This is a genomic window from Halonotius roseus (assembly GCF_006861655.1).
Lineage (GTDB): Archaea > Halobacteriota > Halobacteria > Halobacteriales > Haloferacaceae > Halonotius > Halonotius roseus.
In genome coordinates this window covers 458,801-473,393 of the sequence record NZ_SESI01000001.1, presented here as the reverse complement: position 1 = coordinate 473,393, position 14,593 = coordinate 458,801, and the positions used below count along the sequence as shown (strand labels likewise).

Sequence of the window (14,593 nt, the reverse complement as noted above, 5' to 3'; positions counted from 1 at the left end):
CTTGGGCCAAGTCTTGGCCCTATCTACAATCGCGTCGATATACACCACTATCGGAGTGTTTCAACACTGGAAGTCGGGGATGGGTCGAACGATCGTCTACGTATGGAGATCGGAATGGTGGTGGCTCCCCGGTAGTGACGCTTACCTACTGCGAAATAACTATTTGATATATGAAATGGGCCAACACTGAGTGATGAATATAGAGCATCAATGCAGCACTCCACCCAGGTGATTAATGACAGTCGATAAGAATTGAATCACTATGAGCGGCGAGAGAAATGTAACTCTATCACAGACAAGCCGGCGACGACTTCTGCGGGCGGTCGGTGGCCTCACCACGCTCGGGGTCGCCAGCGGTGTCACCACTGATACAGTTGCCGCCGACCCCGGTGATCAGCAATGGGCCTTCGAAACCGGCGGCGAGGTTCGTTCATCGCCGACGGTGGTCGATGGCACCGTCTTCTTCGGGAGTAATGACGGCAATCTCTACGCGGTGGATGCCGAAACGGGCACCGAACAGTGGGCTTTCAAAACAGGAGCCAATGTAATCTCTGCGCCAACGGTAGTGGACGGGACAGCCTTCGTCGGGGATGACACCGGTAACCTATATGCGGTAGATGTCGAAACAGGAAGCCAACAGTGGGTCTACGAAACTGCCAGATTCGCTCAGTCGTCGCCGACAGTGGTGGGTGGAACAGCCTTCGTCGTGAGTTCATTTAACGAAAATCTTGATGCAGTGGATGCTGATACTGGGAATCTCCAGTGGACCTTCGAAATTGAGCGAGATATTTCATCGTCTTCAACAGTGGTGGATGGGACAGTCTTTGTCGGGAGTGAAAATGAAAATCTCTACGCGATAGATGCCGATACTGGTGAGCAAGAGTGGGCCTTCGAAACAGAGGACTTTGTTTGGTCGTCGCCAACGGTGGTCGACGGGACTGTCTTTGTTGGGAGTGGAACCAATCTCTATGCAGTGAACGCCGATACTGGAAACCAACTGTGGGCCACTGGAATGCCCGGTAGTCTTGACTCGTCGCCGACGGTGATTGATGGGACAGTCTTTATTGGAAGTAGTAATTTTAGTAGTAACCTCTACGCGATAGATGCCGACACAGGAGATACAGAGTGGACATTCCAAACTGGTGATGACATTTCCACATCCCCGACAGTAGCGGATAAATCAGTCTTTGTTGGGAGTTCAGATGGTAATCTCTACGCAGTCGATGCTGACACAGGAGAACAAAAGTGGGCCTTCGAAACCGGCGAGTTTATTATTTCATCGCCGACAGTGGTCGATGGAACTGTCTTTTTCGGGAGTGGAGATGGAACTTTCTATGCGGTGGATGCCGGTGTCAGTGGGTCGAGCGAAGGGTCACGGGTGTTACTTGGAACCGAAGGCCACCACAGTGAGTGGCGATATGCTGAACAATCAATTGATATTCGTACTCCTGACTCAGATGCGACTGGCTCAGGTGAATCATTGATTCGAAATAGCATTATGTTACTCTTTGGAGGAATTGGAACCGCGGTGATTTGGAGTTATCTCTACCGGAGCCCACAGAACCAATCAACAGGGCAAACCCAAACAGAGACAGCAGACACAACCAGCGAGAACTCCGCTCCCAGCACTGCTGAGGTGGACGACCAATCGACGATCACCACTGACGACATGCCACCTGCCAGTGAAGTGGCAGCCGACAGACATTTGACTGCGGCCGAAGCAGCTATTGAGACCGCTGGTACGGCTGCATCGAACGCCAACTTCAGTGCGGCAGCCGACGCCTACAGCGAAGCCATTAGCGAGTATAACTCGGTGCTTGCGGTACTTGACGCTGGAGCCACAGAGCAACGCGCAGAGATAGAGGCAGCAATCGACTCGGCGCGTGCAGACTTGGAGACCGTCGAAACCCGCCACGATCAGCGAAACGAGATTATTGAAGCCCTCAAACCAGCCGAACGGAGTTTTCAGGAAGCAATTGTCGCGTATATTGAAAACAATCAGACAGTGGCGCGGATTCGCTTTCGACAGGCCCGAGATGCATTCGAAGAGGTGCATGAGACAATCTCGGAAAGCGAGAACAATCTGCTCGGCTCATCGACGGAAGTGAGTGTTCAGCCGGATCGAGAACTATCGTCGACAACGCTGAGCGAGTTGGTAGAAATTCCCGAACCTGCAGTAGACGCACTATCTGACGCCGGAATAGAAACACTCTCGGATTTCGAAAGCTGCGACGAATGGCCGTGGACACCTGCTACTGTCGAAAAATTGGTGGCCGATGGTGCGATTGAGGAGAATCTCGCAACAACGCTGACGCTGCTGTCCTGGTTACGCGATAATGAGGGCTGTGAGTTTAATGCTGCCGAAGCGGTTGCAAGGCGGCAGGAGCAGGCCGATTACGGCTTCAATCACGCATCGTAACTGAGCCGATTTCTGGCGGTCACCAGTACTATATACGCGCCCTGTATCTTGCACTGTGCGTCCTAACAGAATACAGATAGGAATGCTTCGATATCTTCAGTAGATGGGCCTGAGGTCAGTTCACACACCCGCATCGGCGAACGCCTCATTGATAACGTCCTCACTCGGTGCATTCAGATACGGTTCGATTGCCGAGAAAGACGACCACCCGCCGACGGCCATCACGACGCGCGGGTTCATGCCCTCGTCGACAAGCAACCGCTGGGCGAACCGTCGCCGGAGATCGTGACTGGACACGTCGTGGAAATCTTCCTTCCCCGTTTGCTCGGCCGCCTCCTCGGCGGTTCTGGTGACAACCCGCCGTACCGTCGACAGGGCGAGATCGATATATGCCTCGTCATCGTCAATATCGTTATCGCGGGCAAATTGGTAGAGGTCGCGCTCGGTGTCGGTGGGAAGGTAGGCATCGCGTGGCTCGCCCTGACCACGTTTCGTATCCTTCCCCTCGGGAACGCGGAGTCGATAGTGGTCGCCGTCCTCGCCAGAGCGTTTGACGTGCTGGGGTTGTACCTGTGGGATCTCGAACGCCCGGAGTCCGACGAACGCACCGAGCTGGATAATGAGGTCGTCGCGTCGTGAACCGGCCGCCCGCCGAAGCTCCTCGATTTCATCGTCAGTTAGCCACACCTTCACCTCACCGCCAGCGGTCGTTTCCTTTCTCATGATAGTTTGTTATGACAAACCGCTACTTAAGGACTGGTGGATGTTTGATCGCTACCAGTGTAACATCCGAATTTAGCCGTTTCAGCCGTTCGAGTTTGTTCTGTCTATCGACTTCTTATACAAGTCGCTAAGCACTCACAGGATCATAATCTGAAACCTGTTAATATTATAAATAGATTGTGTTAATACATAACTGGTTATATTCATTATTCAAACACCGGAATAAATTATTTTACTTTCACTCGGCGTGACATCCTTTTTAGTACTAGTTGTCTGTATGACAGACTGTATGCTCCCCCGCTACAGAGGTGAGTCATCCGGGTGCGTGTAATGGCCCATCTTTCCGCACGAGCGGACGCCGCCTACCAGAATGACTACCATCACAAGCTCCGTGGTCGGCTCTGGGACGCGCTCAATGGCACCGAATACGACGATCGTCACGACGGCGGCGAGCCGCCAGGATTCTCGTATTCGAACCCGTTCCCGCCGCACGATATGGAGGCCGGCGACGACCGCAAGCTGCTGGTCGCCTCGCCCGACGAAGAACTCCTGGCCAACGTCGCAGCCGACCTGCTTGAGGAGCCGGAGCTGAACATCGGCGAGATGCCGTTCCACGTTGACGACGTGAGTTCGCTCGAACCGGATGTCGGCGAGCCCGGCACGCGCGGGACTATTGAAACTGGGACTGGGCTGCTGGTTCGGATTCCGCCGTGGAGATGTGAGGAATACGGTATCGATCATCCTGGCGGCGACACCGCCGTCTTCTGGCGACCGGAGCATTCGATGGCACCGCTCCGGAATCAGCTGGAGGACAACCTCGATAAGAAACACGACCGCTTCGCACACGACCACCTGCCGGGGCCGAGCGATGTCGATGGCGATCTGTTCGACGGCTACGAACTGATCAAGACGTTCGCCGTCCCGGTGACCGTCACCGAGGGCCAGGAGATGACCTACGTCCTGAGCAAGTGGGAGTTCTCCTATACTGTTCGGGACGACCACCATCGTCGACATCTCAACCTCGCGCTGGACTGCGGGCTCGGCGAGCGGAACTCGCTGGGGCTCGGATTCGTGAACATTACGGACAAAACGCCGCCAAGCGAGAGCGAACTGGAGGGTCGGGATGCTTTCGCCTGATGCGTTCCGGGAGAAGTACCCGCCCGAGGAACTGGAAGCAGAGCTTCCGGACTCGCCAATCGGATCGCTCCGTGATCTCCAGTACCTCTACGGGAAACTCTACACGCTCGCCACAACGGACGGTGGTAAGTACGCACCCTACCTCACTCCTGACGCGGCCGATGATCTCCTCGACACCGATGACAGTCTGATTGTTGTTCGAGTTGATCTCTCAGGTGACGAACCGCAGTTGGCTGACGACAATCGAGGCACAGTATGGATAACAAGATACACTAAGGATCATATCCCGCTGGCCGCCCATTGCTATTACCAAAATCGAGGTGCAGGGATTGATCACAGTATCACTCACAAATCCGGACAAGACAAATCTCCCGAGAGATTGGGTGAATACGCAAAACACCGTTTCACACGGTGGCCCTCTGAAGACGCTGTGCAGGATCTCGCGGAGAATCACGGTGAGGGTTGGATCATTACTGATCTCAATAAAATCGGTGAAAATGATGAGCTGACTGAGGAAATAAAAACGAGTGTTCAACGCCAAATCGATGGTGATCAGACCTCGCTTATCACTGTCAAAATAAAAACCGAATCAGATGGAGAGTTTCAGTGGCCTTCCGAACTAGAAATCCTAATGGAGGGAATGCGAAGACAGCGTCTCTCCAAACTTGTGACAAAAAACAAAGCAAAGGATTCCTCTGGTCAAGCTGTCGATATTGTCACCCAGCAAAACACCCGGACGGTGGGAACAGCTCAAGACCCGATTAATTATTACCTCGGGAAACAAGTTGAAAAATTCCCGGGTTTAGATATTGACGAAGCTTGGAGATCACATCCGGTCTCCGAGGACAGCGCGCTGACTCTAATGAAGGCAGAACAGTTCATCGAAACATGTGCCTATCGGACATTTGGCGCAAAGGTGTACTACCTTCCGTATATATTTGGAACGCCGTCAGCAGAGGAGCTGTATGAATTATATACGATTCTGCACAACTCGGCTGTAGAAGATTCCGATAAAACACCAATTGAGCGAGCTTACGAAAGACAACAAGATATATTCGGAGCAAATCGCCTGCGGTTTTATATCACTGCAGTCATGCCGCACCAAAATTCGAGATATGACGTATTTGGCGAGACACTGAACGGAAAGCTTCATTTCCCGAAAGAATTGGCTTTGAGCCACAACCGTCTCGTGAAAAGTGTATCAGCGTTCAACAGAGCCCCTGACGCGGAATGGACGGCACCGCTTCCAACAAATGAAAATTGGGAGCTTCTTGAGACCAACGATAATCAGTTGCATTCCGTCTCAACGGGCTGGTATTTTTATCAGACCTTTGCTGAGCGAGATGACGACGAAGCCGATGCGGATGATCCACGAATCAAAGCATTGGTTAGCGTGCTGAGTGGCGATTCACTTTCGGTCGAAATGTTACTTGAAGAGTATGTCAATCGTATCATTGACGACCAGACTGACGACGAAGAGCATGAGGGTTTTCCCTCCTTCTTAGTCGCCAGTCAGTTCGCCCAAATCTGTGCGCTGGCCGATAACCAGCTCAATTTGCTGAAAGCAGATGATCCGAGTAGGGAACCGATCACACAAGAACCAACGTATGAAAAACACATCATGCCATCACTAGACGAGATTCCAATCGCGGATGGGGGACACCCCGCCGCACCGAAACTCGAATCGTTCATCAACGAAACACCTGCCTTGTCGCCAGCTAACGACGACGATCCAGACTCCGTGACGAGTCAACGCCGTGGGGCGTTCCTGCTTGGCGCACTCGTCGGCGACATCGGCAGTTATCAGGAGTACAGCGAGGATCGGTCGACAACGCTTGTCGATCAGTACCCGGTCAAATCGATCACGCGCTCACGGATCAAGAAGGTGACACAGGAAACTGTCGCCAAGACGCTGACCTACACGCGTCAAGAAAAGAAACAGCGGGGGAACTACCCCGGCACGAAGGCGGATCATATCGTCGACCGACTTCGTGATACGATTCTCAAGCCCGATCCAGAAGAGTGGGAGATCGAAACCGATGATCTCCGCTTCTACTACGCCCTTGGCGTGACGTACGGAATGAACGACCACCCGTGGAACCGAGAGGAAACCGATGCCGACGATTCAACTCCCGAGGAGGAACACTAACATGTCCGACACAGCTGACCCCGTGACGAACCGCTCAGAAATCGTCTTCCTGTACGATGCCGTCGACGCCAACCCGAACGGCAACCCGCTGTCCGGTGCCAACCGGCCGCGAATCGATCCACAGACCCAGCAGGCAATCGTCACCGACGTTCGCCTGAAGCGGTATCTCCGCGATCAGCTTGACGACGACGGTCACGGCGTCTACATTCGAAACGTGCAGGAAGACGGCGATCAGTACACGCGCGGCCAGCTCCTCGAAGATCGACTCAAGGAGGTCGAACCCGACGATTACGACCTCGATGACGACGAGGAAGTCGAGGAGTTCCGCGACGATATCTTCGGCGAGTTCCTGAACGAAAGCGTCGACGTGCGATACTTCGGCGCGACGATGTCGGTGGATACTGACGAGGTATACGCCAAACACCTGCCGGATCACTTTACTGGTCCAGTCCAGTTCTCACCCGGCAAATCGATGCACGCGGTCAACGAAAACGAAGAGTACGATAGCCTCACGAGCGTGATCGCCACGCAGGAAAACAAACAGCAGGGTGGATTCGATCTCGACGACCACCGGATTCAGTACGGACTGATCCGATTCCATGGACTCGTCGACGAGCACGGTGCCGCCGATACAAACCTCACCGCAGCGGATGTCGAACGGCTCGACACGCTCTGTTGGCGGGCGATCAAAAACCAGACTATCAGTCGGAGCAAAGTCGGTCAAGAACCGCGACTCTACTGCCGTGTCGAGTATGCCGACGAGAGTTTCCACCTCGGCGGCCTCGACCGCGATCTCGAACTCGATGACGAACATTCGAAACCCGACGAGGAACTCCGAACGGTTCGTGACCTCACGCTTGATGTGACAGGACTCGTAGACCGACTCGACGGGGCGAGTGACCGGATCGAACGCGTTCGAGTCGTCGCTAGCGACGTGCTCCAGCTCACTTACGATGGCGAACTCGGCGGGCCATCGGTACTTCACGACGCCCTCAAAGACGCAGTCGGAGCGGATGCCGTAGAGGAAATCGATGTGTACGATGAACAGACCGCGACACTTCCGAGTGACGACGACACGGCGTAACGATGTCGCAACAATCGCTGGACGATTGGACGGTCGACGAAAACGGCGGCCAGCCTGATCGCTGTCTCTCGTTTACCGTGCGTGGCCCGTGGGGTCACTTCCGACGGATCGAGGGCAATATCGTCAAACAGACCTATCGAATCATTCCCCGGACTACGGTTGCTGGGCTCCTCGCAGCCGTCCTTGGGATCGAGCGGGATGGCTACTACGACCTGTTTGCGCCCGATAGCTCGGCAGTCGCAATCGAACCCGTTCGGGAGATTAGGACGGTCAATATGCCGATGAACACACTGTCGACCGCTGCTGGAAACTTGCAGTCGCTCAACGGTCGTGGAAAAATCAGCGTCAAGCTACCTGACCCGACGACGCTCCGGCAGCAACACAACTACGAGGTGCTGGTCGATCCAGCCTACCGAATCGATGTCGCACTCGCTGACGACCAGTGGTATACCGAACTGCGCAAGACGCTTGCTGCTGGCGAATCGCACTACGTGCCGAGTCTTGGCCTTTCGGAGCATCTCGCTGACATCGAGTATCACGGCGAGTTCGATGTTGCGGACGGGTCGCAATCCGATCCGGTGGAAATCGATTCAGCCGTCCCGAATGCCGTTGACGATGTCGTTCTGGATGCAGGAACACGCTGTCAGATCGAGGAGTCACCCGCGTTCATGGAGTCAGATGCCGGTGGTCGGACGACAACTGGATTCACGAACTACGCCTACAATCCCGACGCCGATTCACTTGAGGTGCGAGACACGAAAGCGGCCAGTGTCGACGGTCGAACAGTGGTGTTCGTCTGATGGCTGTATACTCTCATCCCCCCGAAGACGGCTATGAAGGTGTCTATCTTCGGGATCACCTGGGTGATGTTGCCCGGCGGGCTGGAGAAGTCGTTCCCGATGAATCGACAACACCTGATGATGAGTCGCTACAGCAGGTGGTTGAGACGCTCGCCTACGTTCACGACTTCGGGAAAGCGACGACCTTCTTTCAGAAGTACCTTCGGCATGGTACCGAACCCGAGCACAAGCCGTGTCGGTACCATGCCCCAATCGGCTCGTTCGCCGCGTACTATGCCCTCGACGCACAGGGGTTTGAAACTGAGACCTGTCTGGCTGGCTTCGTCGCGGTCGCCAAACACCACGGGCGACTTCCGGATGTGACTCAGTATATCTACGACCGTGCGTACACCTCGGAGAACTCAACGGGAGGAGCACAGACTAACGATGAACAGCTACAAGCAGCAATCGCTATGCAGCTCAACGATATCGAAGACAATGTTCCGGAGCTGGCGGACGATGTCTTCGATGATGCCACTGATGGCGATGGGTCGTGGGACGGATTTCGCTACTCGTACAAAGAGCTGCTTGATGAAATCGCTGGGGCTGTTGCCGCGGAGAGTGGTACGACGATCAGTCGTGAGTCACTGTCGGAGTCCTGTTACGGCCTCACTCTCGAAATATGGGGGTCGCTTGTCCTCGCGGACAAAACGAGTGCCGCAAGCCGGAGTGAGGGGGCGGACGTGGCTTCAACCTACGAAGCAACGCAGCCATCGCTGCAAGTGTTGGATGAGTACGTGGCCGATCTCGAAGCCTCCTCGCCTGCTGATCCGGACGGCTCCAGAACCGAGCGGCTGAACCACTATCGCTCACGCGCACATTCAGCTGTCGTAGAGAACGCGGAACAGTTCGCCGAAGCTGGCGGGGGCGTAGCGACTCTTACCTTACCAACTGGAATGGGAAAGACTCTCTCCGGGCTGTCGGCCGCGCAGACGGTTCGTGACGAACTCGGCGGCGAGCGCGTCGTCTACGCACTTCCGTTTACCAGCATCATCGATCAGGTCGTCGATGAAGTCGAAGACATCTACGAGACCGACACGCTCGGACGATTACTGACAGCCCACCACCACCTTTCGGAAACCAAGATCGTCGACGAGGACGACGTAGACGCTGACGACGCGGACAAGAACGACGATGTCGCCGGGATGCTCGCCGAAAGCTGGCGGGCTGGCATCACAGTCACGACGTTCGTGCAGTTGTTCGAGAGTCTTGCTGGGCCAGCCAACAAACAGTCGATGAAGATTCCCGCGCTTCGAGATAGCGTCGTCATCCTCGATGAGCCACAGAGCTTGCCGCTCGACTGGTGGAAGCTCGTCCCCCGACTCGTCGCAATACTGACCGAACAGTACGGCGCGACAGTTATCGCTATGACCGCAACCCAGCCACAGCTGTTCGATGAAGCAACCGACCGGGAAGGCGAAGTGACTGAATTGGTCGATGATCCTGATGTGTACTTCGAGGCGACCGAGCGCGTCCAGTACGAACTCGATGCGTCTACCGAGCGGTATATCGAGACGCAAGAAGCCCCGAAATCATACGCCGATGCGGGTGCCGAACTACTGAGTGCAGTCGATTCCGGCGTGTCAACGCTTGCAGTCTGTAACACAATCGATAGTGCCCGAGCACTCCTTGATGAACTCACCGACAACGCGTCTTCGATACCTAGCGTCGGAGACATCTACGCCAACGAACTCAGCACAGTCGAAACGACAGCCGACATCGATCCAAAGACGCTTGCGAGCCGCATCGAAGAGCGAAACGACCGGTCAGTACTCCACCTATCGACACGACTCCGTCCCGTGGATCGTCTCAAACTGATCGAAGCCGCAAAAGAACTCACCGACGATGGACATGGTCTCATCACGGTCTCGACACAGCTTATCGAAGCTGGCGTCGACATCAGCTTCGACCGAGTCTACCGTGATTTGGCCCCAATCGACAGTATCGTTCAGGCAGCCGGTCGCTGTAATCGGTCGTTCGAACGAGAACAAGGGCGCGTTATCGTCTGGTGGCTTGACGTTCCGGATGAGCAGCAAAAAACACCTGCAGAAGCAGTCTACAATCGAGGAACGACCCTCCTTCCTGTCGCGGCCGAAACACTCGATGCTGTTCGTGAAGGGGATGAACCACTGTCCGAAACCGCTGTGGCCCGTACAGCAGTCACGGAGTACTACAAAAGACTACACACCGACAAGAACGTCGGCAAACAGGAGTACGCTGAGTATGTCGACGACGTACGCGGAGACAAACTCAAAGATCTATCACTGATCGATCAGCGTAACGCAGTGGACATTATTATCTGTCGAACCAAGGACGAACGGGATCTAGTAGAACAGGTGCGTGATGCGTGGACACAATATGACTTCGACCGCGTACGACAGTTGATGGATGAAATCAAGGAAGCGCGGGTGTCCATACCAATCTACCACGGCGAGTCTAATAAAAAGGATAAGCTCGGTCAGCTGAACCCAGTCCACTCGGATACGGACGTGTTATGTCTTGATGTCCGTAAACACGGATTGAGCGAGTATTTCGATGAGAATACTGGGTTCGTCATCCCGGACAGCACTGCCGAGAGGCGCATCTTATGACCGCCGCTGATCCAGTCGACCGCCTCCTCGCAACCGCTCGCGGCGAGCCGGTCGACGAGCCGTTCCGCGTCACGGGCGTGATGGTGCAATACTACTACGTCTGCAAACGCGAACTCTGGTTCGAGAGCCGAAACCTCGAAATCGACCGCGAGAACGCGACCGTCGTCCGTGGCACCCGCGTCGACGAGACGGCCTACAGCGACAAACGCGAGAACCTCCATCTCGGCATGATATCACTCGACCTGCTGGACGACGGCCGCGTCGTTGAGGTCAAACCCTCCTCGACGCTTACGGAACCAGCCGAGATGCAGCTGTCGTACTACCTCTGGTATCTCGACCGCGTCGCCGACATCCAGCGGGACGGCGTCTTGGCGCATCCCCGTGAGCGAAAGCGCGAGCCGGTCAAACTCACGACGGAGCGAGCGGAGAAGATTGAAACCGCGATCCGTGGGATTTACGATATCGTCAGCCAGTCCTCGCCGCCGCCGGCCGAGGAGAAACCGTTCTGTGACTCCTGTGCGTACCACGACTTCTGTTGGTGTTAACAATGGATCGGAACTACCATGTCTTTTCAGATGGCCGACTCGAACGTAGCGACGACACGCTCAGACTCGTCCCCGACGACGGTGGGGAGAAGCAGTACATCCCAATCGAGAACGCCGAGGCGTTTTTCCTGCACGGCCAGATCGATTTCAACACGCGACTGATGTCGTTCCTCAACGACCGGACAGTCGCACTCCACGTCTTCGGCTGGGAGGACTACTACTCGGGGTCGGTGATGCCGAAACGCGGGCAAACCTCCGGGAAGACCGTCGTCAACCAAGTTCGAGCCTACGAGGATAGTCAGCATCGCCGACAGCTCGCCGCTGCGATTGTGCGGGGCAGCATCCACAACATGCGGACGAACGTCGTCTACTACAACGGCCGCGATCACGATCTTGACGGCGTCATCGAGGATCTGGAAGCTGCAGCCGAACGCGTCGAGGAGTCATTGCCGGTTGATGAGCTTCTGGGAACCGAAGCTACCGCGAGAAAGGCGTACTACCGTAGCTTCAACGAGATCCTCCCAAGTGAGTTTCAGCTGACCCAGCGCGAGTACAATCCACCACCCAACGAGATTAACAGCCTCATTTCGTTCGGGAACTCGCTGGTCTATGCCAACTGCGTCTCGGCGATCCGCGCTACGGCACTCGATCCGACGATCAGCTACCTCCACGAGCCAGGCGAACGCCGATACTCACTGTCACTCGATCTTGCCGATCTTTTCAAACCTGTTCTGGCTGACCGTGTCCTGTTTCGGCTGGTAAACCGAAACCAGATTTCGGACGACGATTTCGAGACGGAACTTGGCTCGTGTCTGTTGAACGAATCCGGCCGGAAGACGTATACGAAGGCCTTCGAGGAGACGCTAGAACGGACAGTCGACCATCCGGAGTTGAACCGCAAAGTTAGCTACCAGTACCTGATGCGGCTCGAAGCGTACAAGCTCAAGAAACACCTGCTCACTGGCGAGAAATACGAGCCGTTCCAGCGGTGGTGGTGAGATGTATGTGGTAATGGTCTACGATCTGGAAGCCGAACGGACACAGAAAGCTCTCAAGATTGGGCGACGGTATCTCACTCACGTCCAGAACTCGGTGCTGGAAGGCGAGATATCGGAAGGCGATCTCACGAAGCTGAAAAACGAGATCGATGACCTTCTGAAACCTGGAGAGTCGACAATCATCTACGAGCTGTCTTCTGATACACTGCTCAATCGGACGGTTTACGGCGATGATCCGACCGAGGATCAGCGGTTTCTGTAATCACTTCCGTCGACCCCCACGGGGGACGCAGCTTATTGAGGGTTGACGGAAGGATTTTATTGTAACCAGCCGTCAGCACGCCTATGCCCCGTATATCGGGCATGGTTTCAGACGAACCCTCGTGGGGTTGAAGCGAACAAATCGACTGGATGGGCGACGAGGTCGCGGCGTTTCAGACGAACCCTCGTGGGGTTGAAGCACCACAGCGATGGGTGGACGGCGGTCTTCATCGTCGTTTCAGACGAACCCTCGTGGGGTTGAAGCGAACCACTGATCGGCCCGGTCGGCGACGTTGAACTGGTTTCAGACGAACCCTCGTGGGGTTGAAGCTTATTGAGATAGCCCTCATCGGCAAGCGTGTGCAGGGTTTCAGACGAACCCTCGTGGGGTTGAAGCGGCTGCGCTGGGATGGAGTGCCAGTCGCCGCGAAAACGTTTCAGACGAACCCTCGTGGGGTTGAAGCGCGGAGCCACTCGGTAAACTTCCGCGCCTTGCCCGAGTTTCAGACGAACCCTCGTGGGGTTGAAGCCACCTGACACTGTGGTACACGCCGATCGGCCGGCTGTTTCAGACGAACCCTCGTGGGGTTGAAGCACCTATGCAACTCACAGCCGATATCGACGACATCAGTTTCAGACGAACCCTCGTGGGGTTGAAGCCAAATCCTGACGAAACGGCCCGGCCGCGCCGCTCACAGTTTCAGACGAACCCTCGTGGGGTTGAAGCATCCCGAACACGGGTATCGGATCTGCGGCTGCAAGGTTTCAGACGAACCCTCGTGGGGTTGAAGCCGACGGCCGGCTGCCGAACGGCGACGAGGTCGTGAGTTTCAGACGAACCCTCGTGGGGTTGAAGCTGATCCAACAACTCGGAGAACGCCGACTGCAGGCGAGTTTCAGACGAACCCTCGTGGGGTTGAAGCTCGCGGAGTCGGATGCCCCCGAGCACGTTGCCGTTGTTTCAGACGAACCCTCGTGGGGTTGAAGCCGATGACCCACTCCCCCCCAGTCTCGGCGATCGCGTTTCAGACGAACCCTCGTGGGGTTGAAGCACACGCTCGGGTTGGACAAGCACGGCCGCCGGCGCGGTTTCAGACGAACCCTCGTGGGGTTGAAGCGGTCGGGTCGTCGTAGGCGTGCTCAACGAGCGACGGTTTCAGACGAACCCTCGTGGGGTTGAAGCATCTGGACACGAAACCGACCAACAGGTCTGGGTCTGTTTCAGACGAACCCTCGTGGGGTTGAAGCTCGCAGATGTGATGCAGGCAAAGATCCGGTCAGTGGGTTTCAGACGAACCCTCGTGGGGTTGAAGCAAACAGAGCAGTGCGCGTCAACCCGAGACTGGCACGCGTTTCAGACGAACCCTCGTGGGGTTGAAGCGTCGTCGATCACCCAGTCGGCCTCAGGCACGCGTTTCAGACGAACCCTCGTGGGGTTGAAGCAGGCTGTCGTCGCTGCCCTGTGGGCCAACGTGAGCGTTTCAGACGAACCCTCGTGGGGTTGAAGCGACTTGTAGGGGTCGATGCGCCGCACGCGGATCTGTGTTTCAGACGAACCCTCGTGGGGTTGAAGCTCCGATCTCGCTCACTTGGTAGAAACATCGCCCGTTTCAGACGAACCCTCGTGGGGTTGAAGCTACGAGTGCCAGCAGTGCGGCAACGAGTTCCGAAAGGGTTTCAGACGAACCCTCGTGGGGTTGAAGCGCCGTTGACATCCTCGGGGCAGTTGGTATCGCGTAGTTTCAGACGAACCCTCGTGGGGTTGAAGCGTGTGACCACTTGAAGCGAGCATCACACTCACACTCGTTTCAGACGAACCCTCGTGGGGTTGAAGCTCGCGGAGTCGG

The 14,593-nt window shown here is 55.8% G+C and carries 10 protein-coding genes and 1 CRISPR repeat array (1 of these 11 only partly in view); of the genes, 9 read left to right on the top strand and 1 reads right to left on the bottom strand.

What is annotated here, in order from left to right; all coding sequences use genetic code 11:
* Positions 1-262: 262 nt before the first annotated feature.
* A complete protein-coding gene (locus EWF95_RS02545; protein WP_142442487.1) occupies positions 263-2,419 on the top strand; it encodes an outer membrane protein assembly factor BamB family protein in 2,157 nt (718 codons plus the stop codon).
* 120 nt (positions 2,420-2,539) lie between these two features.
* On the opposite strand, the gene EWF95_RS02540 is transcribed toward EWF95_RS02545, so the two are convergent.
* On the bottom strand, positions 2,540-3,142 hold the full coding sequence (locus EWF95_RS02540; protein ID WP_142442486.1) for a site-specific integrase: 603 nt from the start codon (positions 3,140-3,142) through the stop codon (positions 2,540-2,542).
* Between the two features lie 330 nt (positions 3,143-3,472).
* Between EWF95_RS02540 and cas6 the strand changes: the two genes are divergently transcribed.
* Genes cas6 through cas2 form a run of 8 tightly spaced genes read left to right on the top strand, consistent with a single transcriptional unit; the run spans position 3,473 to position 12,747 of the window.
* Complete coding sequence (gene cas6, locus EWF95_RS02535; RefSeq protein WP_142442485.1) at positions 3,473-4,279, top strand: CRISPR-associated endoribonuclease Cas6; 807 nt, start codon at positions 3,473-3,475, stop codon at positions 4,277-4,279.
* Positions 4,266-6,428 (top strand): type I-B CRISPR-associated protein Cas8b/Csh1, encoded by a 2,163-nt coding sequence (cas8b, locus tag EWF95_RS02530; protein WP_142442484.1) that lies wholly within the window; start codon positions 4,266-4,268, stop codon positions 6,426-6,428. The genes cas6 and cas8b overlap by 14 nt, the downstream gene beginning before the upstream one ends.
* A gap of 1 nt (position 6,429) precedes the next feature.
* Positions 6,430-7,512, top strand: coding sequence for a type I-B CRISPR-associated protein Cas7/Csh2 (gene cas7b / locus EWF95_RS02525; RefSeq protein ID WP_142442483.1), 1,083 nt, complete (start codon positions 6,430-6,432; stop codon positions 7,510-7,512).
* Positions 7,513-7,514: 2 nt separating this feature from the next.
* Entirely contained in the window at positions 7,515-8,312 is a 798-nt protein-coding gene (gene cas5b, locus EWF95_RS02520) for a type I-B CRISPR-associated protein Cas5b (protein WP_142442482.1), read from the top strand.
* Positions 8,312-10,942: a CRISPR-associated endonuclease Cas3'' gene (locus EWF95_RS02515; RefSeq protein ID WP_142442481.1), complete on the top strand. Its 2,631-nt coding sequence runs from the start codon at positions 8,312-8,314 to the stop codon at positions 10,940-10,942. The genes cas5b and EWF95_RS02515 overlap by 1 nt, the downstream gene beginning before the upstream one ends.
* A complete protein-coding gene (locus tag EWF95_RS02510; RefSeq protein WP_142442480.1) occupies positions 10,939-11,487 on the top strand; it encodes a CRISPR-associated protein Cas4 in 549 nt (182 codons plus the stop codon). The genes EWF95_RS02515 and EWF95_RS02510 overlap by 4 nt, the downstream gene beginning before the upstream one ends.
* Before the next feature lie 2 nt (positions 11,488-11,489).
* Positions 11,490-12,485, top strand: a complete 996-nt coding sequence (cas1b, locus tag EWF95_RS02505; protein ID WP_142442479.1) for a type I-B CRISPR-associated endonuclease Cas1b — start codon at positions 11,490-11,492, stop codon at positions 12,483-12,485.
* A 1-nt stretch (position 12,486) separates the two neighbouring features.
* Entirely contained in the window at positions 12,487-12,747 is a 261-nt protein-coding gene (gene cas2, locus EWF95_RS02500; RefSeq protein WP_137692286.1) for a CRISPR-associated endonuclease Cas2, read from the top strand.
* Between the two features lie 104 nt (positions 12,748-12,851).
* A CRISPR array of direct repeats spans positions 12,852-14,593; the repeat unit is 30 nt; unit sequence GTTTCAGACGAACCCTCGTGGGGTTGAAGC (it continues 4,444 nt past the right edge of the window).